Annotated in this window: 22 protein-coding genes, 1 tRNA gene and 1 other RNA gene; 9 read left to right on the top strand and 15 right to left on the bottom strand. The window is 61.3% G+C overall.

The features are described from left to right. Positions 1-76 precede the first annotated feature (76 nt). The gene (rnhA, locus tag RIE53_12280; protein ID MEQ9105458.1) at positions 77-511 is read left to right on the top strand and encodes a ribonuclease HI; all 435 of its coding nucleotides are present in this window, start codon (positions 77-79) and stop codon (positions 509-511) included. Here rnhA and RIE53_12275 read toward each other — a convergent pair. The 6 genes from RIE53_12275 to RIE53_12250 all read right to left on the bottom strand — a co-directional run bounded on the left by RIE53_12275 (position 498) and on the right by RIE53_12250 (position 4,212). Beyond that, complete coding sequence (locus RIE53_12275; GenBank protein ID MEQ9105457.1) at positions 498-1,106, bottom strand: YigZ family protein; 609 nt, start codon at positions 1,104-1,106, stop codon at positions 498-500. The genes rnhA and RIE53_12275 overlap by 14 nt on opposite strands. Before the next feature lie 15 nt (positions 1,107-1,121). Continuing rightward, positions 1,122-1,937 carry a septal ring lytic transglycosylase RlpA family protein gene (locus tag RIE53_12270; protein MEQ9105456.1) on the bottom strand — a complete coding sequence of 272 codons (816 nt, stop codon included), beginning with the start codon at positions 1,935-1,937 and terminating at the stop codon, positions 1,122-1,124. A 172-nt stretch (positions 1,938-2,109) separates the two neighbouring features. Further along, the gene (locus tag RIE53_12265; GenBank protein ID MEQ9105455.1) at positions 2,110-2,427 is read right to left on the bottom strand and encodes an ATP-dependent Clp protease adaptor ClpS; all 318 of its coding nucleotides are present in this window, start codon (positions 2,425-2,427) and stop codon (positions 2,110-2,112) included. Then, positions 2,402-2,656 (bottom strand): phosphoribosylformylglycinamidine synthase subunit PurS, encoded by a 255-nt coding sequence (gene purS / locus RIE53_12260; protein MEQ9105454.1) that lies wholly within the window; start codon positions 2,654-2,656, stop codon positions 2,402-2,404. The genes RIE53_12265 and purS overlap by 26 nt, the downstream gene beginning before the upstream one ends. A gap of 43 nt (positions 2,657-2,699) precedes the next feature. Next, entirely contained in the window at positions 2,700-3,551 is an 852-nt protein-coding gene (pssA, locus tag RIE53_12255) for a CDP-diacylglycerol--serine O-phosphatidyltransferase (protein ID MEQ9105453.1), read from the bottom strand. Continuing rightward, positions 3,541-4,212 (bottom strand): phosphatidylserine decarboxylase family protein, encoded by a 672-nt coding sequence (locus RIE53_12250; GenBank protein ID MEQ9105452.1) that lies wholly within the window; start codon positions 4,210-4,212, stop codon positions 3,541-3,543. The genes pssA and RIE53_12250 overlap by 11 nt, the downstream gene beginning before the upstream one ends. A gap of 97 nt (positions 4,213-4,309) precedes the next feature. Between RIE53_12250 and mtaB the strand changes: the two genes are divergently transcribed. Continuing rightward, a complete protein-coding gene (gene mtaB / locus RIE53_12245; GenBank protein ID MEQ9105451.1) occupies positions 4,310-5,602 on the top strand; it encodes a tRNA (N(6)-L-threonylcarbamoyladenosine(37)-C(2))-methylthiotransferase MtaB in 1,293 nt (430 codons plus the stop codon). A gap of 3 nt (positions 5,603-5,605) precedes the next feature. Here the strand turns inward: mtaB and carB are convergent, their stop codons facing one another. Together carB and carA are read right to left on the bottom strand one after the other, a co-directional pair. Beyond that, positions 5,606-8,434 carry a carbamoyl-phosphate synthase large subunit gene (gene carB, locus RIE53_12240; GenBank protein MEQ9105450.1) on the bottom strand — a complete coding sequence of 943 codons (2,829 nt, stop codon included), beginning with the start codon at positions 8,432-8,434 and terminating at the stop codon, positions 5,606-5,608. Between the two features lie 6 nt (positions 8,435-8,440). Then, on the bottom strand, positions 8,441-9,589 hold the full coding sequence (carA, locus tag RIE53_12235) for a glutamine-hydrolyzing carbamoyl-phosphate synthase small subunit (protein ID MEQ9105449.1): 1,149 nt from the start codon (positions 9,587-9,589) through the stop codon (positions 8,441-8,443). 294 nt (positions 9,590-9,883) lie between these two features. Here carA and RIE53_12230 point away from each other — a divergent pair, with 294 nt between their 5' ends. Then, a complete protein-coding gene (locus RIE53_12230) occupies positions 9,884-10,570 on the top strand; it encodes an energy transducer TonB (GenBank protein ID MEQ9105448.1) in 687 nt (228 codons plus the stop codon). 20 nt (positions 10,571-10,590) lie between these two features. On the opposite strand, the gene RIE53_12225 is transcribed toward RIE53_12230, so the two are convergent. Then, positions 10,591-11,061, bottom strand: coding sequence for a nuclear transport factor 2 family protein (locus RIE53_12225; GenBank protein ID MEQ9105447.1), 471 nt, complete (start codon positions 11,059-11,061; stop codon positions 10,591-10,593). Between the two features lie 50 nt (positions 11,062-11,111). Here RIE53_12225 and RIE53_12220 point away from each other — a divergent pair, with 50 nt between their 5' ends. Further along, positions 11,112-11,564 carry a hypothetical protein gene (locus tag RIE53_12220; protein ID MEQ9105446.1) on the top strand — a complete coding sequence of 151 codons (453 nt, stop codon included), beginning with the start codon at positions 11,112-11,114 and terminating at the stop codon, positions 11,562-11,564. 6 nt (positions 11,565-11,570) lie between these two features. On the opposite strand, the gene RIE53_12215 is transcribed toward RIE53_12220, so the two are convergent. The 4 genes from RIE53_12215 to RIE53_12200 form a co-directional block, all read right to left on the bottom strand. Further along, complete coding sequence (locus tag RIE53_12215; GenBank protein ID MEQ9105445.1) at positions 11,571-14,234, bottom strand: ABC transporter permease; 2,664 nt, start codon at positions 14,232-14,234, stop codon at positions 11,571-11,573. Beyond that, the gene (locus RIE53_12210) at positions 14,231-14,569 is read right to left on the bottom strand and encodes a PadR family transcriptional regulator (protein ID MEQ9105444.1); all 339 of its coding nucleotides are present in this window, start codon (positions 14,567-14,569) and stop codon (positions 14,231-14,233) included. The genes RIE53_12215 and RIE53_12210 overlap by 4 nt, the downstream gene beginning before the upstream one ends. A 67-nt stretch (positions 14,570-14,636) precedes the next feature. Beyond that, complete coding sequence (locus RIE53_12205; protein ID MEQ9105443.1) at positions 14,637-14,921, bottom strand: hypothetical protein; 285 nt, start codon at positions 14,919-14,921, stop codon at positions 14,637-14,639. Between the two features lies 1 nt (position 14,922). Next, positions 14,923-14,995 (bottom strand) — tRNA-Arg (locus RIE53_12200). 60 nt (positions 14,996-15,055) lie between these two features. On the opposite strand from RIE53_12200, the gene RIE53_12195 reads away from it, so the two are divergent. The 5 genes from RIE53_12195 to rnpB all read left to right on the top strand — a co-directional run bounded on the left by RIE53_12195 (position 15,056) and on the right by rnpB (position 20,054). Continuing rightward, a complete protein-coding gene (locus tag RIE53_12195) occupies positions 15,056-16,264 on the top strand; it encodes an aminotransferase class V-fold PLP-dependent enzyme (protein MEQ9105442.1) in 1,209 nt (402 codons plus the stop codon). A 54-nt stretch (positions 16,265-16,318) separates the two neighbouring features. Then, a complete protein-coding gene (locus RIE53_12190; GenBank protein MEQ9105441.1) occupies positions 16,319-17,608 on the top strand; it encodes an MFS transporter in 1,290 nt (429 codons plus the stop codon). A 51-nt stretch (positions 17,609-17,659) separates the two neighbouring features. After that, positions 17,660-18,790 (top strand): Nif3-like dinuclear metal center hexameric protein, encoded by a 1,131-nt coding sequence (locus RIE53_12185; protein MEQ9105440.1) that lies wholly within the window; start codon positions 17,660-17,662, stop codon positions 18,788-18,790. Between the two features lie 96 nt (positions 18,791-18,886). Further along, complete coding sequence (locus RIE53_12180) at positions 18,887-19,648, top strand: hypothetical protein (protein MEQ9105439.1); 762 nt, start codon at positions 18,887-18,889, stop codon at positions 19,646-19,648. 7 nt (positions 19,649-19,655) lie between these two features. Beyond that, positions 19,656-20,054, top strand: an RNA gene (rnpB, locus tag RIE53_12175) — RNase P RNA component class A. A gap of 80 nt (positions 20,055-20,134) precedes the next feature. On the opposite strand, the gene secG is transcribed toward rnpB, so the two are convergent. Continuing rightward, positions 20,135-20,509, bottom strand: a complete 375-nt coding sequence (secG, locus tag RIE53_12170; GenBank protein ID MEQ9105438.1) for a preprotein translocase subunit SecG — start codon at positions 20,507-20,509, stop codon at positions 20,135-20,137. A 53-nt stretch (positions 20,510-20,562) separates the two neighbouring features. After that, positions 20,563-21,291 carry an RsmE family RNA methyltransferase gene (locus RIE53_12165; GenBank protein MEQ9105437.1) on the bottom strand — a complete coding sequence of 243 codons (729 nt, stop codon included), beginning with the start codon at positions 21,289-21,291 and terminating at the stop codon, positions 20,563-20,565. Between the last annotated feature and the right edge of the window lie 10 nt (positions 21,292-21,301).

Raw genomic sequence — 21,301 nt, 5'->3', positions numbered from 1 at the left:
CTTCATGGGGACTGGACAACAGCGTGTGTATACTTGCGACCGGCACCGAAGTCCCGCCCAACGAAGACCCTTCTACATGAAAGACGTAACCATTTACACCGACGGCGCATGCAGCGGCAATCCGGGACCCGGCGGATGGGCGGCGCTCCTGATGTACCAGGGCAAGGAACGCGTCATTACCGGGGCCGAACGCAATACCACGAACAACCGGATGGAATTGGCTGCCGTCGTGGAAGCCCTGCGGGTGCTCAAGGAACCGGTGAAGGCGGCCGTCCACACCGATTCGGCCTACATTGCCAACGCCTTCCAACAGGGCTGGATTGACAACTGGCAGAAAAAGGGCTGGATGACGGCCGGCAAGAAGCCGGTCAAGAACCAGGACCTGTGGAAGGATCTGCTGGCCCAGATGGCCCGGCATGAGGTCCGGTTCGTCAAGGTGAAGGGCCACGCGGACGACGAACTCAACAACCGGGTGGATCGCCTGGCCGTGGAAGCACTCAAGCTTCAATAACCACCCGCCCACTGAGCGCATCGATGAGCGCGGCGCGGAACCGGGCCGTCTCCGACCGCCGGACGGCTACGGTCAGATGGGTTCTCTCGTCGTACGTCGCATCCCCCATGACCGCATCGAACAGACCGATTACGTGCATGGCCGGTGAGGTGTCGTCGTAGGCAAATGTGATCTTCACGTCGTCCCGAAGCACGACCACCTGGGTCGGTGCCGCGTCGAGGGCCAGCGAGGCGGCATCGCCGTAGGCCCTGACCAGCCCACCCGTGCCGAGTTTCGTGCCGCCATAGTAGCGCGTGACCGTCACCAGGACGTTCGTCAGCGACCGGCCTTCAATATGGCGCAGGATGGGCATTCCGGCGCTCCCGCCGGGCTCGCCGTCATCATTGAATCGGAACGGATCGCCGGTAGGCCCCACACGCCAGGCGCTGCAGACGTGGGTGGCGTTGTACTCCCGCTTCCGGACCTCCAGGATGCGGGCTTCCGCCTGGTCCGGGGAAGAAACAGGAAAAGCCTCCGCAATGAAGCGAGAGGCCTTTTCCTTGATTTCGGCTGTTGAGGGGGCCGAAATGGTCGTGTATGTATCGTCCGCGGTCACACCGGGAAGATACGGTCAGGACGTTACCCGTCGAAGGAAACTGTCCTGTCCATCCTGCCAGAGTACCTTCTGTGCATTCCGGGCGTCTTGTTCGACCGTATAGCGGGAATAGTACACACGCCAGATTTCCGCGCCGTTCACGACGACCTCGTCGACCCACGCGGAATCGTATGCCTGCGCCATTTCGCGGGCTCCTTCACGGGTCGTGAACGAGCCGATCTGGAGAGTGAACACGATGGGACGCAAATCGCGCGAAGGAGCCTTCTTCATTCCGGTGGGATCGGGCTCGGATGCGTCCGCAACCGTGCGGACCGGAGCCGGTGGGCCATCCGGCGCAGCAACGGCGGTACGGACGGGCGCTGGCTTCGAATCCAATGCTGTCGTACGGGTCCGGGAGGACCAGCCAATGACGCGGGGACGCGAATCGACGTCGGCCGAAGCCGTAACGGATCCCGTATCCAGGACATCAATTCGGACGTCGACCACACCTTCCGTCATCATATCGAGTCGCTTTGCAGCGGCGCCCGACAGGTCGATGGTCTTGCCTGGTCCCATGGCCATGCGATCGTTTACGCGTACGATGACCGCGCGTCCATTGTCGACGCGGGTTACACGGACGAGCGTATTGAACGGCAGCGTCCGGTGGGCCGCCGTAAGCGCATTGTGATCGTATTGTTCACCGCTCGCCGTAGTGGAGCCGTGATACCCTTCATGGTAATAGCTGGCCGTTCCGTTGGATCCGTCGGCCGTGGCCAGAAGCTGGCCATGCGCGGTTGGCAACGCAAAGCCGACCATCAGGATGAAGATGGAAAGTGAGGAAATGTATTTCATGGTTGTGTCCCGAGAGGAGGGGTTGGTTTGTGGCTTGGGACATCCAATTGCCGTGCCACGTATGGACATTCGCGTTGGAACGGCGTTCCGGGCCATTCGGACCGTCAAATCCCGTCCTTGTGTCCCGGAAACAGGTCATTCCGGGGAATTCTTTTCCGTGGACCCGGAAAAATCAGCCCCTGATTTCGGTCAGCAACGCAATCTCGTTCAGGACGCCCTGCACGGAAAGGCAGGCTTCGAACGTCCCGGTGAAGACCGTGCACTTGCCTTTCGTGTGTACGGTCCAGGCCTGCCCTTCGGCCGTGGACTGTGTGCACCCCGTAGCCTTCATGAGTTGCAGAATGACCTCTTCGAACGTGTGCACGTCGTCATTGAACAGCAGGACGTGCCAGGGTTGGTCGGAAGCCACGTCCGGCTGGGCCGGTTCCGGTGTCGGCACCGTCATCGGTGCCCGACGCGTTCGATCAGGATGCGTGATGGATGACCACATGGAAGTCCTCCATGACCGGGTTCGCAAGCAACTGGCCAGCGGCCTTCTCGGCAATCTGACGCGCTTCATCCTCGGATCCCGCTTCAATTTCCAACGCGATGAACTTGCCGATCCGCACGCTACCGATCTGCGTGAAGTCGAGCTGCGTAAGGGCATGATGCGTGGCCTTGCCCTGCGGATCCAGGATGGACGGTCGGAGCGTGACGGTAACGTGTGCGGTAAACTTCATGATTCAGGTCACTGGACAGGGATTTGAACAGAAAGATACGTCGTCAGGCATCGGCTTCCGTTGAAGATTCGGCGACCCAGACACTGCGTCCGAACGCATACAGTCCCCGTCCCATGCCCAACAGCAAATAGACCACGAGGACAATCAACAGCCCCATCTCCCTGAAGAAAACCAGCATGAGGATGGCAGCCACCGACAGGAACCCCTTCGTCGGATTCTCCCGGAAGCTGGCCGCCGACGGCTTGGGCAATGTATCGAACCGGACATTGGACACCATGAGTCCGGAAATCACGATGACCGTGGTCAACAGCACCCGATGGCTTTCCGCATCCGGAGACAGGAAGGCGAGGGAATCCGCGTTCAGGATGACTGCGACGAATACGGCGGCACTCATGGGAATGGGTAGCCCGGTGAAAAACTCCTTCTTGTCCCCGTCGAAGGACACGTTGAACCGGGCCAGTCGGACCGCCCCGCACATGGCAGGCAGCGACGCCACAATCAGTCCCGCCGTGCCGTGACCGTTCAGGGCGTACACGTACATGAGAAAGGCCGGTGCCACGCCGAAACTGACGATGTCCGACAACGAGTCGAGTTCGACCCCGAACAGGCTTTGGCCGTTGGTGAGCCGTGCCATCATGCCGTCCAGCGCATCGAAGAAACCCGCCAGCACAATCAACCATCCGGCTGTCACGAACTGTCCTTCGTGTACCTGGACGATGGCCAGGAATCCACAGAACAGGTTCATGAGCGTGAAAAAGGACGGCACGGCCGCACGCGGAATCCGCCGGGGCGCACGACCGGCCCGGGATTCCCGGTACGCGGAGAGCCGCTGACGGAATCGGCGCTGCTTGAGGCCCGGGCGCCGACCGTTCTTCCGGGATCCGTTATTCGGCATGCTTCGCCTCCGGCGACAGTCGAGCCAGAAGGGTCTCACCGGCCGTCACCTTGTCGCCGAGTCCAACCAGGATTTCCGTATCCGGATGGACCAGGATGTCCATACGCGATCCGAATTTCACGATTCCGAACCGTTCCCCGGCCTTGACCGCATCCCCGATGGAAATGTGATACACAATCCGACGCGCAACGGCGCCGGCAATCTGCTTGAAGAGGATTTTCTGGCCCGTCGGATGCCGCAATCCAAGTTGGGAACGTTCGTTCAATTCACTCGCCTTCTCATGCCAGGCTACGAGATAGTCTCCCGGGACATATTCATCGAACTCGATCACCCCATCCGCCGGTGCACGGTTCACATGCACGTTCAGCGGAGACAGGAAGATGGACACCTGCCTGGCCGGACCCTGGAGATAGAGCGGCTCTTCCACGTCCTGGATGACCACCACCTTGCCGTCGGCCGGCGCCAGGACGAGGTTGGTCGTGTCGGCCGGTGGCGTACGTTGCGGATCCCGGAAAAAGTACATGGTGAACAACGGGACCGCAACGGCGAGGATCATGATCAGCCATCGCACCGGTCCCGGAAATTGCCACGCCAACACACCAATAGCCGCTCCAATCAGGAGTGAGGCAAGAATGAGGGCAATTCCTTCTTTGGCGAACATCGATTCCGGATGGGTTGGGGTGGGGTGTCGGAAACCCGAAAATACCTCTTTCGTACTTGCCGCACACGTTTCCATCTGCCCATCATCCCCCGTTCTGTTGCCTTCTGTTGCTTTTCATACGCTGGGATGCAAGCTCAATTTCGCCGAGACCGGTTCAATCGCCGAGCAATTCCGTGCCCGAGAGTGGGAAATCGTACCGTTCGGCGAGCACGCCGATACCGTGGTGTTGAATACGTGCACGGTCACCGAGGAGGCCGACCGGAAATGCCGTCAGACCATCCGCCGTGCCCTGCGCAAGAACCCGGATACGTTCGTCATTGTGACCGGGTGTTTTGCCCAGCTCCGCCCGGAACAGATTGCTGGAATCGAAGGCGTTGATGTCGTCCTGGGCGCGCAGGAAAAGTTCGACGTCTTCCGGTACGTGTCGGCCTTTCACAAAGGGGAGCGGACACAAATCGATGTATCCTGTATTGATGGCGTGACGTCGTTCGGCTCCGCGTTTTCCGCGACCGAGCGAACGCGTGCCTTCCTCAAGGTCCAGGATGGATGCGATTACTCGTGTTCGTTCTGTACCATTCCGGCAGCCCGTGGACCGAGCCGGTCCGCTACGGTTCAGGACATCGTGGACCAGGCCCGGACCATTGCCGGCAGGGGCTACAGGGAAATCGTGCTCAGTGGCGTCAATATAGGCCTGTTCGGTCAGGAGCGTGGCGAGGAGCTGCTTCCCCTCCTGAAGGCCCTGGACGGAGTGACGGACATTGATCGCTACCGGATTTCATCCATCGAACCCAATCTGCTCACGGACGGCATCATTGATTTCGTGGCGGAATCACGCGCTTTCGTTCCTCATTTCCATCTCCCGCTGCAGAGCGGCGACAATGACGTGCTCGGGGCCATGCGACGCCGGTACCGCCGGGAGACCTATTCCGAGCGCGTGGAACGGATCCACAACGCCATGCCCCATGCCGCCATCGGTGTGGACGTGATTGTGGGCTTCCCGAACGAAACACCGGAACGCTTCGAAAACACCTTCGCGTACCTGGCCGACCTGCCAGCATCGTATTTCCACGTATTCACCTACTCGGAACGGCCAGGGACCGTGGCCGTGGACCGGCTGGGTGGCTCGCCGGTACCCAAGGCCGATCGATCCCGGCGCAACCGGCGCCTCAGGCTGCTCTCGGAGAAGAAGCGGGCCGCGTTTTACCGGCAGTTCACGGGAACGGAGCGCCCTGTCCTCTGGGAATACGCCCAGGACGGCGGCACGATGTCCGGCTTCACGGACAACCACATCCGGGTACAGGCCCCGTTCGACGAATCGCAGACTGGCGAGATATGTACGGTCCGGATTGGCCCCATGCTGGCCAACGGATTGATGGCCATGCTGCCCTGACGCCTACCGGGACAGATACAGGTTCCGCATTTCGAACGGCTTGCGGAAATGTTCGTCGTCGAAGTCCTGGATGAACGCGATGGCCTCGCCGGTGGATTTCATTTCAGGACCCAGCTCCTTCCGGACCTCAGGGAATTTGTCCCACGAGAAGACCGGCTCCTTGACGGCATAACCCACCAGCTTGGACTCCAATTCGCCCCGCTTCCGGAAGTCTGCAAGTTTTTGACCGAGCATGACCTTCGTCGCGATGTTCGAGAGCGGAATGCCCATCGCCTTCGCCAGGAACGGTACCGTCCGGGATGCACGAGGATTGGCTTCAATCACGAAGACGTCCTCTCCGGTGATGACCATCTGGACGTTGATGAGGCCCCGCACGTTCATGTGCGATGCGATGGACGTCACATACGCCCGGATCTTGTCCTGGACGTGCTCCGGAATGGAGTACGGCGGGACCACCGCCGTTGAATCCCCGGAGTGGACCCCGGCCGGTTCAATGTGCTGCATGATCCCGGCCACCCACACTTCATCCCCGTCACAGATGGCATCGACATCGATCTCGATGGCATTCTCCAGGAACAGGTCCAACAGGATCACATTGTCGGGCAACAATTTCCAGATCTGGCCCACATACTGTTCGACTTCTTCCTTGTTGATGGCAATCCGCATGCCCTGACCGCCCAGCACGTAACTCGGGCGGACCAACAACGGATATCCGATCTTCTCGGCCGTCGTAACGGCTTCGTTCACGCTTCGCGCAGCACCATACGGGGGATACGGGATTTCGAGGGCCTTCAACAGGTCGGAGAACTGTCCCCGGTCCTCGGCCATGTCCATGTCCCGATACGACGTGCCGATGATGGGAATGCCTTCCTTGTGGAAGTGCTCGGCCAGTTTCAGCGCGGTCTGCCCGCCCATCTGAACGATGACGCCCATGGGCTGCTCGTGGTCAATGATGTCCATGACCCGCTCCTTGAAGACGGGCTCGAAGTACAGCTTGTCGGCCACGTCGAAATCGGTTGAAACCGTCTCGGGGTTGCAGTTCACCATGATGGCTTCGTACCCCAATTCCCGGCACGCCAGGACGGCATGCACGCAGGAGTAATCGAATTCAATGCCCTGCCCTATCCGGTTCGGCCCGCTTCCGAGAATGATGATCTTCTGCCTGTCCGAGCGCACGCTTTCCGAGTGGGTTTCGTAGGATGAATAGAAGTACGGGGTCTGGGCCGGGAACTCACCCGCGCACGTATCCACGAGCAGGAAGGCCGGTTTCACGCCCTGCGCCAACCGATGCGCCCGCACATCTGCTTCCGTTACATCGTCCAGCACGTTCCAGGCAATCTGGAGATCGGAGAATCCGTATCGTTTGATGGTACGCAGGGTCGCTTCATCGAGCTCGCCGAGCGTTTTCGACTGCATGCTCTCCTCGATCGATACGATATCCTGGATCTGGTACAGGAACCACGGATCCACCTTCGACACGTCCGCGACCTCATCCACGCTCGCGCCCATCTTGAAGGCATTCCTGATCTGCAGGGTGCGATCCCAATAGGACTTCTTCAGCCGGTCCCGGATTTCGTTGCGGGAAGATTCTTCGCGGTCCGATCCCAACCCGCTGTATCCGTTCTCCAGACTCTGCCACGCCTTCTGGAGGCTTTCGGGGAACGTCCGGCCGATGGCCATGACCTCGCCGACCGCCTTCATCTGGGTCGTCAACTCCTCGTCCACGCCCTCGAACTTGTCGAAGTTGAACCGTGGGATCTTGGTAACGACATAGTCGATGGACGGCTCGAAGCAGGCGCTGGTCGTGCCCGTGACATCGTTCGGTAATTCGTCCAGGGTATACCCCACGGCCAGTTTGGCCGCGACCTTGGCAATCGGGTAACCGGTAGCCTTCGAGGCCAACGCGGACGACCGGGAGACGCGCGGATTGATTTCAATGGCAATCATGCGACCCGTCTTCGGCTCGACGGCGAACTGCACATTGCATCCGCCGGCGAAGGTACCGATGGAGCGCATCATCTTGATGGCGGCGTCGCGCATCTTCTGGAACTGCTTGTCGGTGAGCGTCTGGCTGGGCGCCACGGTCACCGAATCCCCCGTATGGACCCCCATGGGGTCGAGATTCTCGATGGTACAGATGATGATGACGTTGTCGTTCTTGTCGCGGAGCAGTTCCAGCTCGTACTCCTTCCACCCGACCAGACATTCGTCCAGCAGCACCTCGTGGACGGGAGACAGCTCCAGGCCGCGCATGACTTTCTTGTCGAACTCACCGGGGGCCCAGACAATGCCGCCCCCGCTGCCGCCGAGCGTGAACGACGGCCGGATGACGACCGGAAGTCCGCCCAGGTCCTGCGTGATTTCCTTGGCCTCGAGGAGGCTTTTCGCCACCTTGCTCCGGGCCTGATCGACCCCAATCCGCTCCATGAGGTCGCGGAATTGCTGCCGGTCCTCGGTGATGTTGATGGCGTCGATGTCCACGCCGATCACCTCCACGCCCATTTTTTCCCAGTAGCCCTGCTCGTGGAGCTTGTTGGCCAGGTTGAGGGCGGTCTGCCCACCCATGGTCGGCAACACGGCGTCCGGGCGCTCCTTTTCCACGATTTCCTTGATGGATTCGGGGGTGAGCGGCTTGAGATAGACCGTGTCCGCAGTGACGGGATCGGTCATGATGGTGGCCGGATTCGAGTTCACCAGGACCACATGGTACCCTTCTGCCCGGAGGGCACGGGAGGCCTGACTGCCGGAATAGTCGAATTCACAGGCCTGGCCGATGACGATCGGACCGGATCCGATGAGGAGGATTTTCTTGATGTCGGTGCGTTTGGGCATGGGTCGTTATCGTCCGGCGTAAATCATGTGGTCGTCTTTCAGGTGCGTCGCCTGGACGCCCCGTTTTTCCTTGATGTCAGCCATGAAGGCATCGAACAGGTACTGGCTGTCGTGCGGACCCGGCGAAGCTTCGGGATGGTACTGGACAGAGAATCCGCAGAACTGCTTGAAACGGACGCCCTCAAGGGTCTGGTCGTTCAGGTTGATGTGCGTCAACTCGGCCACGTCCGGCGACAGGGAGTCCTTGTTGACGGCGAAACCGTGGTTCTGCGTGGACACTTCCACCTGCCCCGTCTGCAGGTTCTTGACGGCATGGTTGGCGCCCCGATGGCCGACGAACATCTTGTACACATCCAGTCCGGCGGCGAGTGACATGAGTTGATGCCCCAGACAGATGCCGAACAACGGAAGTCCGGAGGCCGTGGCCTCCTTCACGGTGGCAATGGCCCCCTCCATGGCACGCGGGTCGCCCGGTCCGTTTGAGAAGAAGACCCCATCGGGATCCCAGGTCCGGATGACCGCGAAGTCCGTGTCGGCCGGGAAAACACGGACCGTGCATCCGCGCGCCTTGAATGAACGCAGGATGTTCTGCTTCACCCCGTAGTCGTAGACCGCAATCCGTGGGCCGGATCCCTCGCAGAAATCGTACGCTTCTGCCGTCGTGACCCGGGAGGCCAGTTCCAGGCCGGCCATACTGGGCCAGGATCGGGCCTTTTCCACCAGCGACGCATCATCCAGATCCACCGACGAAATCACGGCGTTCATGACCCCCTGGTCGCGGATGTGCAGGACCAGACGTCGCGTATCGACTCCGGAAATCCCGACCAGTTTGAACCGCTTCATGAAGGAGTCCAGCGATTCGTCGGCCATATGGTTCGAATACCGGTGTGAGAACTGCCGCACCACCACGCCCGCCACCATCGGCTCCCGGGCTTCCATGTCGATGTCCATGGCGCCGTAGTTTCCGATGTGCGGATAGGTCATCATCATGATCTGTCCGTGGTAGGACGGATCGGTGAAGATTTCCTGATAGCCCGTCATGGAGGTGTTGAAGCACAACTCCCCGCTCGTTTCCCCGCGATAGCCGACCGCTTCGCCGGTCACGACGGTGCCGTCCGCGAGTGCCAGTTTGCATGGCTCCATTCGTTCAATCATCCGGATTGTCTCCTGTGTGGGTCTCGTTGATCGTGTCCCTTACGTGATGCCCAAAAAAAAACCTCCCCGCAACCCGGGAAGGTTTGGACCAGCGAATGGTCATCGGCATGTGTGGCAGGTCCGAGCTGTTCGGTGGGACACGTCGTCTCTTATGCGTTTCGGTCAAAATACGGCGATGGCTCCTTCCCCACAAACCAAAACTGTCCACAATGCCCCGACTCCCGTCCGGCGGGCCCTTTTGCCTGTTCGACGATTTGCCCGAACCCCATAGCACGCATGTCGTTAGTGCATACCGTGAAGAAACTCGATAGAAATACCCGGCGGTATGAACGGTATCCCACGCATGTCATGTGGGGGATGCTTGCCGCGCTCATCCTGGCGAACGTGCTCGTCCGGTGGTGGCCATCGGATTGGGGCGGGGACGACGATTTCGTGTACGATGCGCGCAGCCCGGAAACCATCCAGGTCGAGGACATCCAGCAGACCACGCAGCGCGCCCGGCGACCACCGCCACCGCGCCCCCTCGTCCCTGTTCTTGTACCCAACGATGAGGAATTCGAAGAAGTCGAGCTGGACCTGGACGACAATCTGCTCCCGGTGGATGACCCCGGAACCGACATGGAGCTTGAGGAAGGCACAGCCGAAACGACCGGAGCCGCTGCCCGGGCCGACCGTGGTCCGCAGCCCCGCCGGATTGTGGAGCCCCAATATCCCCGGGAGGCCCGGCGGCGGAATGTCCGGGCCGAAGTCGTGGTGCGCGTCCTGGTGAACCGCTCCGGCCGCGTGGAGCAGACCGAGATCGTTGAACGCTATCTGCTCAGCAAGGATGACGGGTCGCGGGACGAATCCGTGGCCACCATCGGCTACGGCATTGAAGAGGCCGCCCTGGATGCCGCCCGTCAGTGGATGTTCAGTCCGGCGCGCGAGGAGGGCAAGATTGTCCAGAGCTGGACGACGGTGGCGCTGCGGTTCGGGATTTAGAAGGCTGTTGAAGAAGTGGGTCAGTCCGGGTGGCTCTGCCACAGGATGTGCCGGATTTTCCACGTTCCGTCGATTTTCTCGAGCTGGAAGTAGTCAATCCCCCACTGCGCCGTGAGTTTGGCGACGGCCGTCTTGTCGAGAACGTCGTAAACCACGATATCACGGACGGTCTCGTCGGTGATGTTCTGCCGGTTGTCCCGGTTCCATGATCCGGCCAGCCGGACCAACTGCTCGTACGTCATGGGCGCCGGCACGTAGGCTCCGTTCGACTTGAACCATCCGAACTTCACCAGATCCGTGCTGACACTCCGGGCAATGCGCTCCGGTTCGACGCTGTACAGGGCTTCCACGTAGTCCACGACAGCCGCGTGGACGGCTTCCGTGTCATCCATGTCCCCTGACTGGGCGTGTGCAGAATGGGCTGTCAGGCTGACGGCGAAAAAACCCGCAGCCAAAATGAGGACGAGGGCGGGCAGAATGTCTTTTTTCATAATACCTTTGGTGTATGAAGACGGATCTCCGGTTAAGACCCCGGTTCGACATGATCGTTGCTGTCGAACCCAACGATGTGCTGAGACGGCTCGACCACGTGCTACGGGACCCGTCGGCGTCAGTTACGGGCAAGATTTTCGCCTCTTCGGCCGTCTTGACCGTGCCGCCCGAAGCGTTCCACTTCTGGAGTCCCCAACTAAGCGTTTCCGTAGACCCCCATCTGCCGTCCGGCTCGGTCGTGCATGGACTGTTCGGGCCGCGCCCGACCATCTGGAGCCTGTTCGTGGCGCTTTACGTGGGCATCGGATTCGCCGGAAGCATGGGGGTCATCTACGGCTGGGCCGATTGGACCCTTGGCGGCTCAGGCATGGCGTTCTGGAGCGGACCGGCGGCTGCGGCAGCGGCTGCCCTCGTCTACGCTGCCGGACAGATGGGGCGGCATCTCGGGATGGAGCAGATGCGTCAGCTCAAGCAGCTGTTGACCGATACGCTCCGGCCGTAAGTCCGTTTATTCCGCCCGGATGCTCTGCGCCGGGTTGGCCATGGCGGCCCGGATGGCCTGTTGCCCGGATGTGATCACGGCCAGGAGCACGAGGAGCAACCCGCCCACCAGGATCCAGCCGATGGAGATGGGTGCTGCGTAAGCGAAGGACGATTGCCACGCCCGGATGGCTAGCCACGCGACAGGGACCGCCACCGCATACCCCAGTACCACCAGGAGGACCATTTGGCGGGACAACATGAGCGCGATCCCGGCCGTCGACGCCCCGAGGACTTTCCGGATACCGATTTCCTTCGTTCGCCTGGACGTCTCGTGCGAGACCAGACCGAGCAGTCCCAGACAGGCAATCACGATGGCGAGGAACGAGAACACGCCGGCCACCTTGCGCAGTCGGTCTTCCTGCTCATACTGACGCGCAAAATCGCGGTCCAAAAAGACCGTTTCATGCGTGTACTCCGGAAGCATTTCGTTCCAGGTGGTTGCTACGTGTTCGAGGACCGCAGACGCCTGTTCCGGATGGAACCGTACAGCCAGCAATCCGCCATATGGCCGGATGCCGTACATGATGGACTGCACGGCCTCCTGGAGTCCGTGCTGATGGAAATCGCGCACCACTCCGATGACCACGCCGTCCGGTTTTCCGGAGCCGGGCGAGGCAAATCCCTTGCCGATGGCTTCCTCGGGAGATGACCAGCCCACTTCCCGGACAGCCGCCTCATTGATGATGACCGACTGCCGTTCGTCGAGACCACTTTCTGGATTGAAATCGCGTCCGGCAACGATTTCCAGGCCGAGCGTGCCGACGTACCATGGATCCACGCCGATGTACTCCAGGGAAATGGACTGATCCTGATCCCACCCCTCGGGAAACGACAGTTGTCCGCGCCAGCCGTTCCGTCCCGGTACCGCCAGTGCCGCGGACATGGACAGCACGCCTGGATGGGACTCCAATCCGTTCTTGAGCGCCTCCATGTTCGAGGCGCGAACGGCATAGGGGACCTGGCGGGCGTCGACGAGCAGGACTTGCTCGGCATCGAACCCGGGATGGGCCGTCTGCATGTAGCGCACCTGGTTGTTCACAAGCAGCGTACCCAGGATGATGACGGCCGAGATGGCAAACTGGACGGCAACAAGCGCCCGACGGAATCCGCTGCCTCCTCCTTCAGGGTCGTGGAGGCCCTTCAGGACACGGGCCGGCGCGAATCGGGACAGGACCAGGGCCGGGTACCAGCCAGCCAGGAGTCCGACGACGATCCCGGCCATCACGACGGCCAGGACCATGCCCGGTGCCACCAGGTCCCAACGCAGGAAGGACTTGCCCGCCAGTCCATTGAACACCGGCAACGTGACGGTGGCCAGGACGACGGCAAGAATGGTTGCCAGACCGGTCAACACCACCGCTTCGATCATGAATTGGGCAACGAGCAGGCCTCTTGAGGACCCTGCCACCTTCCGGATGCCCACCTCCCGCGCCCGTTGGAGCGACCGGGCCGTCGACAGATTCACGAAATTCACGATGGCCAGGAGCAGCAGGAAGGCGGCAATGGCAGACATCAGGTACACGACCTCGATGGAACTGGACGGCCCGATGGAATTCGCTGCGTCCGGATCCAGATAAATATCTTGGACGCCGTGCAGGCTGAGCGCATAGTTGGCACCCCAGGAGCGCAACATATCCCCTGCGTGTTCCATGGGAAGTCCGGCGATCTTCGCCTCGAATGCCTCTGCATCGACGCCCTCGGCCAGTCGGATGTAGGTCACCACGTTCAGATTCAACCATCCGGACTGCATCTGACTATCGAAGGATTCAGGATCGAACGCCCGGAAGGTCGAGAACGAGACCAACAAATCGAAATCAATGTGTGACCGTTCCGGAGCCGGCGTCACTCCGGTGATGGTCACTTCGAGCGAATCGTTCATGACCAGGGGCTCACCCAGCACGTCGGTGTGTCCGAACAGCTCCCGGGCCAGGGGCTCTGTGACCACCGCCGTGAACGGACGCTCCAGGGCGGTTTCCCGATCGCCGAGCAGCAACGGGAAGTCGAACATCCGCAGGAACGCACCATCTGCATACAATTGATTCTTGTAGGAATACCGGCCCTCGTGCTTGATGGAAAGCGCAGGATAGGACCGCAAATAGGTGACGTCTTCGACTTCCGGGTTGTTTTCCATCACCAGACGGCCGTACGGCCAACCGGTTGTCGAATTTCCGATCCGGTACAGCCGATCTCCGTCCGCGTGCTGGGTGTCGTAGGCCAGTTCGTCCCGGATGAACAGCGCCATGAACAACACGGCTGCCAGCCCGATGGCCAGTCCCACGAGATTGATGCCGGTATGGGCCGGATGCCGGCGGATACCGCGAATGCTGCTCTGGAGGAAGGTGCCCAGGATGTCTTTCATGGCGAGAATGGTTTTCTTGATCGATGCGCTGCGCGACGTGCGCCCCCACCGGACTTTGTCGAATTCCTGCTCGAGCAGATCGTATCCGCCCAACCGATGCGTGGCGCCACGGAAAGCCGCCTCAGGTTCCTCCCCATCGGCGATGAGCCGGTCCATATGGTCCAGGAGGTGGACTTCCATTTCGTCGATATCCTCGGACGAAAGGGCGGGATTCCGCTCCATGAACCGGCGCCACGTTGCCAGCGCCACGTTGACGTTGAAGTTCATCATGCCACCCGCGGTTCAAGGCCCCACAACATGGCGAGCACGGAATCGACCTGCAGCCACTGGCGACGCTCATGGGCCAGCGCGCGTTGGCCGGCCGGGGTCAGGTGGTAGTATTTGCGCCGCCGCTGCCCGGCCGGCGTCTTCCAGGTGCTCGCAATGAGCCCTTCATCTTCCAGACGATGCAGCACCGGGTAGAGCGTACCGTCTTTCCACTCGATGGTGCCACCCGACAGGTCATGGACCTGCTGCAGGATGGCGTACCCGTACGATTCGCCGCGCGCCAGGATGGTCAGCAACAATGGGCGTGCACTCGCGCCAATGAGTTCCTTTGAGATCACTTTTCCGCCTTCGACAATGGATAGAAGTTCAAGGTATGCCTGTGATACCTCGAACTTCCATGCATTGTTACGGTTGGGCCCGATATTTTTCGCACGCCGCGTCGGCTTTGTCCAACTCGCGCTGCAGCCGGTTCAGCTTGAGCAGGACTTCCCGGCGGCGGTAGTAGTCCTGCTGAGCATCCAGGTCCTGACGCAGGTCTTCCCGTTCCATGACCAGTGCAGCGGCCTCGCGGCAGGGGTTGTCGTCTCCGCGCGACAGCGCGTAGCAGCCGGAAAGCCCAATCGCCATTCCTGCCACGGCCAGGAAAACGGCGGTGGTTTTGGAAATCACGTCTGATAGGGTTGCGCTCATGCGCCCTCGGGAAGATTCGAACTTCCGACACCCGGTTTAGGAAACCGGTGCTCTATCCCCTGAGCTACGAGGGCGGGTATTCCTTAAAATACGGACTGCACGGACAAACGACGCTGCCAAACGAAGAACTCGTCATGACCCACAAGACTCGCGAGAACCGTACCGAGGACCCACTGACAACGCGCCTGAGAGCCGAAACGCCGGGATGCGAGAAGGTGCTGCATTTCAACAATGCCGGGGCGGGACTCATGCCCCGCCAGGTGCTCGATGCCGTGAAGACGCATCTGGACCTGGAGGCATCGACCGGAGGATACGAGGCGTTTGCCGCCGTGCAACCGGCGTATCTCGACACGTACCATGCCATTGCCGAACTCATCCGGGCGCATCCCGGGGAAATTGCCCTGGCGGAGAATGCCACCCGCGCCTGGGACATGGTGTTCTACGGGATCCGCTGGAAGCCGGGCGATCGGGTGCTGACCGCGCAGGCGTCCTATGCCTCGAATTACCTGGCCATGATGCAGGTGCGGGACCGGTTCGGCATTGATATCGACGTGGCTCCCAACGACGCGGACGGTCAGGTGGATGTCCATGCGCTCGAAGGCCTCATTTCGGCGCGGACGCGGCTCATTTGCCTGACCCATGTACCCACCAACTCCGGTCTGGTCAATCCGGCGGAGGACGTCGGGGAAGTGGCCCGGAAGCACGGTCTGCCTTATTTGCTCGACGCGTGCCAGTCGGCCGGGCAGGTGGACCTGGATGTGAATCACATAGGATGTGACTTCCTTTCCGCTACGGGACGGAAATACCTGCGCGGACCGCGCGGAACCGGTTTCCTGTTCGTGCGCTCGGACGCCATGGATCTCCTTGACCCGCCCTTCCTGGACCTGCACGCCGCCCGCTGGTCAGCCCTCAACGCGTACGAACTCATGCCCGACGCCCGCCGGTTCGAGAGTTGGGAGGGCTATGTGGCCGGAAAGATCGGGCTTGGCGTAGCGGTCCGGTACGCTCTGGAAATCGGAATGCCCACCCTGGAGGCCCGGATCCGGGATCTGGCCGCCGGACTGCGGCAACAGCTCGCAGGCCTGCCGGGCATCACCGTCCATGACGAGGGCGTCCGTCAATGCGGCATTGTCACGTTTTCCCATGCAAGGACGCCGTCGAGCGATATCCGGACGCATCTGGCCGCCCTGAAAATGAACGTGAACCTGTCGGATCCGGACTGGGCCCGACTGGACGCCGAGCGCCGAGGGTTGCCGATCATGATCCGCGCATCGATCCACGCCTACAATACGCTGGACGAGGTTGATCGCTTCACGGATGCCGTTCGCTTGGCGACGACTTGACCGCTCCGCTCGAACCGGCTACTTTTGCGGATCCCACCCACCTGGTCCCGCCTCATGCCCATTGCTGTCCCAACCCGAAGGTCCACAACGGCATGGGCCCTGTACGATTTTGCCAACTCGGCCTTCACGACGCTGGTGGTGACGTTCATCTACGCCACCTACTTCACCAAAGGCATTGCACCGGACGAGACCACTGGCGCGGACATGTGGTTCACGGGAATTACCATTTCGGCCCTCATCGTAGCCGTGCTGGCCCCCTTCGTGGGTGCCATGGCCGACAAAGGCGGACATCGGAAAAGATTCCTCCTTGGAGCCACCATCGTCTGCATTGCCGGCACGGTGGCCCTGTATTTCCCGGGGCCCGGAGACGTCTGGATGGCCATCGGAATCTTCGTCGTCGCCAACGTGGCGTTCGAAATGGCCAACGTGTTCTACAATGCCTACCTCCCGGACATTACCCTGCTCGACCGGATTGGCCGGACATCGGGCTTCGGCTGGGCACTGGGCTACGTGGGCGGACTGTTGTGTATGGTCGTCGGACTGGTCGTTTTCATCAATCCCGACCCTCCCCTCTTCGGACTGGACGCCGCCACGGGTGAAAACGTCCGGGCCACGAATCTCCTCGTTGCGGCCTGGTTCGCGCTTTTCAGTCTCCCCATGTTCCTGATAGTCGGGGACAAGAAAGTGGAGAACCCGCCCTCCATGGGCACCCTCGTACGCGCGGCATGGCAGGACCTGAAACGGGTCTTCAATGACGTCCGCAAATACCGTCAGGTGTTCCGTTTGCTGGTTGCGCGGCTCATCTACAACGACGGGCTCATCACCATATTCGGAGCCGGGGGCGTGTATGCGGCCGTTGTGTTCGATTTCAGCTTTCAGGACATCATGATTTTCGGGATTGCCCTGAACCTGGCCGCCGGCGTGGGCGCCTTTGCCCTCGGATTCCTGGATGATGTGCTCGGTGGCAAGCGGACCATCCTGGTGTCGCTCGTAGGACTTATTGCGGCCGCGCTTCTGGCCGTACTCAGCCAGAGTGTGGTCCTTTTCTGGGTTGCCGGAATCGGTGTCGGCCTGTTGGCCGGCCCCAACCAGAGTGCCAGCCGCTCGTTGCTGGGCCGGTTCACGCCCCCCGACCACGAAAACGAATTCTTCGGATTCTTCGCCTTCTCCGGCAAGTTCACGGCGTTCCTGGGACCCTTCCTGCTCGCCAAACTGACGGTCATTTTCGGCAGCATGCGGTTCGGCGTGGCCGTGGTCGTCGTGCTGTTCCTGGTTGGCGGCCTGTTGTTGCTCCGGGTGAACGAGGCCGAAGGCATCGCATCGGCTGCCCGCCCCACCGCCTGACCCGCCTGACCCGCCCAATCCGCCCAACCACGCGAGCCCTATATTTCCCCCATGTCCGCAACCGTTTCCGAAATAGCACGCGTCCTCGAAGCGTGGGCGCCGGGTGGAACCGCCCAGTCCTGGGACAATGTGGGTCTCCAGGTGGGCCGCCCGGACGCCGAAGTTACCCGCGCCGTCATTGCCCTCGACATGACCCCGCACGTGCTGGAAGAGGCGCGCGCCATGCATGCGGAACTCATTGTGACGCATCATCCGTTGCTGTTCCGGGGCATCAAGCGCGTCACGCCCGACGGCCTCGTTCCCGGCCTCGTGCTCGGCCTGGCCGAACAGGGCATTGCCCTCTACAGCATCCACACCAACCTGGACGCCGCGCGGGACGGCGTCAGTTTTGAATTGGCCCGCCGACTGGGAGCCCGGGACGTGACGTTCCTGTCCGGACTGGAGGATGCCGTCCGGAAACTCGTGACCTTCGTGCCGCCGGATGATGCCGACGCGGTCCACCAGGCACTTGCCGCGGCTGGAGCAGGTCGGATTGGCCACTATGAAGCCTGTGCCTTCCGATCAGACGGCACGGGACAGTTCCGTCCGGGCGCACAGGCCAACCCCCACACGGGAACGGCCGGGGGGCCGCTTGAATCGGTCCCGGAAATCCGCCTCGAAATGGAAGTTGCGGCACATCGCGTATCGGCCGTCGTGGCTGCCCTCCGCGACGCGCATCCTTATGAGGAAGTGGCCTACGACCTGTACCCGGTGCAGCAACCGTACCGGGATGCCGGTCTGGGTGCCATCGGGCAGTTGCCTGAGTCCATCCCGTTGGGCACGTTCCTGGACCGGGTCGCCGACGCGCTCGCATCCCCGGGATTGCGCTATGCCGGGGACCCCGAACGCATGGTCCAGCGCGTTGCCGTCTGTGGCGGATCGGGATCGGATTTCATTCCCGTTGCGCAGCGGGCCGGGGCCGATGTGTACGTTACCGCCGACATCACGTACCATACGTGGTTCGACGTCATGGCACCCGACGGATCCGTCGCCATGGCGCTGGTCGATCCTGGACACTACGAAACCGAACGCCTGACCGAGGATCTCCTGAGGGACCGATTGGCGGACGCCATTCCGGACGTCACGTGGCATGTTACGGGCACGCGAACGGCGCCGGTACGCACTTGGCTGGCAGGCAATTGAATACGTGAAAAGCCCGCCGGTTCACGATAATTATACTGAACCAAATCAGGAACGCATCGTTCATCTCCGTCTGCCAAAGAACGACACACATACGATATGCCCACCACTGCAACGGAAACGACGATCGGCGAACAGTTGAAAGCCCTCGTCCGTCTTCAGACCATCGACAGCAAAATCGATCAGATCAAAAAGCTGCGGGGCGACCTTCCTGACGAAATCCATGACATGGAGGACGAAAAGGCAGGCCTTGAAATCCGGCTCGAGAAATTGGAGCAGGAAAAAAAGGACAACGAAGTTGCAAAGGCGCAGGCGGCCAACGACATCAAGGAGTCCGAAGGCCTCATCAAGAAGTATGAGGAGCAGCAACTCCAGGTCCGCAACAACCGGGAATACGATGCCCTGACAAAGGAAATCGAAGCCCAGAAGCAGCGGATCATTGACAGCCAGACGAAAATCGAAGAGCTGGCGGCGGCCGCTCCGGTTGTCGAAGTGGCGGTCGAGGAAGCGACCAACCGTCTCGCGGAACTGAACGAGATCCTGGCCTCCAAGCAGTCTGAACTGTCGGAAGTGCTGAAGGACACGAAAAGCGAGCAGACGGCGGTTGAAAAGCTTCGCAAGGATGCCGTGAATGCGGTTGAAGGTCGTTACATCAACGCCTACGACCGACTCCGCAGCCGCGTCCGTGACGGCCGCGCCGTGGTCCCGCTCGAGCGGGGTGCCGCTGCCGGATATGCCGTACCGCCCCAGCGTCAGCTTGAAATCCGTCAGCGCAACCGCGTCGTGGTCTGCGAGCACTCCGGACGGATTATTGTCGACGGCGACTTGTTCGAGGAGACGGCCAACAGCCTCTCGCTGTAAACCAAATCATGCCGATCGGATCATCGCGCCCGGTTTCCGGGTGAGGAAAGTCCGAACACCACAGGGCGCCGTGCTTCCTAACAGGAAGGCACGGTCTTCGGACCGTGACGGCACGTGCAACAGAAAGCAAACCAGCCGATGGCCCGCAAGGGCACAGGCAATGGGTGAAATGGTGGGGTAAGAGCCCACCGGCATTCCGGGTGACCGGGGTGGCCAGGCAAACCCCATGGGGTGCAAGGTCAAGCAGCATCGCTCCCGCAAGGGATATGGCGGCCCGTCGAAGTGCGATGCGGGTAGACTGCATGAGGCCGGTGGTGACACCGGTCCCAGATAAATGATGATCTCACTGCGTCGAGGGCGGCGCTTCGCAGTCAGACAGAATTCGGCTTACAGGTCGGCATGGCCGCGTAATGCAAACAGGGGCGCTCCGCATACGCGGAGCGCCCCTGTTTCATTCGGGTCATTGGTCCGTTGAGCCTACAGCAACTACTGGTTGTCCGGAGGCGTGTTGTCCGGGTTCACAGCGCCTTCCGTCGCATTCTCGGCACCGGCATCGGCGGGCGGAAGAACCGGGATGGACTGCTGCGTCTGACCCTGTGACTGGCCCTGGATGACCGAGCTCGGCGCCGTGGACTGGTCAATCACGAAGTTCGACAGGATGCACAGGACGATGAAGGAGCCGCCCAGATACCAGGTGGCTTTCTCCAGGAAGTCCGGAGCCTGCCGGGAACCCAGGATCTGCGTGGTCGCACCGCCGGATGCAATACCGGCCAGGCCGCCTCCTTTTCCGCTCTGCAAGAGTACAGCCAGCGTCATGAGGACGGCGATGATCGAAATAAGGACCACTATAAAAGTAAACATGGGTCAAACAGAGTTGGGTTTCCAGCCTGTCAAGATACAACATCCGCAGGCGTTCACTCAAGTGACATAATGATGAATCCAAGTGCCGCCATGGCCGCCGTCTCCGCACGCAATCGGCGGGCGCCCAACCAGGCCGGTGTCCAATCCCGCTCGCGGCCTGCCTGGACTTCCTCGTCCGTGAACCCACCTTCCGGGCCAATGAGGACGGTCACATGCGACGCATCGGCCGGCAGGACGTGACGGATATGGGATGCGGGTCCGGTCCCCTCGTGCGCCAGGAGCCGTGCGCCACCGGGCGTGGGCGGGGGCTCACGGAGCGCATCTTCCAGGCGGGTGACGTCACGGAGTACCGGAAGGACCGATCGACCGGACTGTTTGAGCGCACTCACCATGATGGCTTCGGCCCGTGCGCGGCGGAACGACGACGCTTCGGACCGGCTCGTGGTCAGCGGAATGATTTCGTGCGCCCCCAGTTCAACCGCCTTTTCCAGGAAGGTCTCGAACCGGGCCGACTGCTTCAGCAAGGCCAACCCCACACGCACCTGGACGGCCGGCTCCACCTGCACCGTGGACCGGGATTCGACGGCCCCGATGACCGTTCGTTTGGCCAGCGTCTCCATGCGGACCTGGAACTCGCCGCCCACGCCATCCACCACCGTCACGAGGTCTCCGGGAGCCAGGCGCAGCACCTTCACGGCATGCCTCGCCTCATCCTCGGGAAACACCACGTGCTTGTCCGAAAAACAGGAAGGAGGACAGTAGAAACGATGCTTTGCGTTCATGCTGCGACGA

This window comes from Rhodothermales bacterium (assembly GCA_040221055.1).
GTDB lineage: Bacteria > Bacteroidota > Rhodothermia > Rhodothermales > UBA10348 > 1-14-0-65-60-17.
Note: the sequence above shows the minus strand (reverse complement) of the source record. Positions and strands in the feature narration are given on the sequence as shown.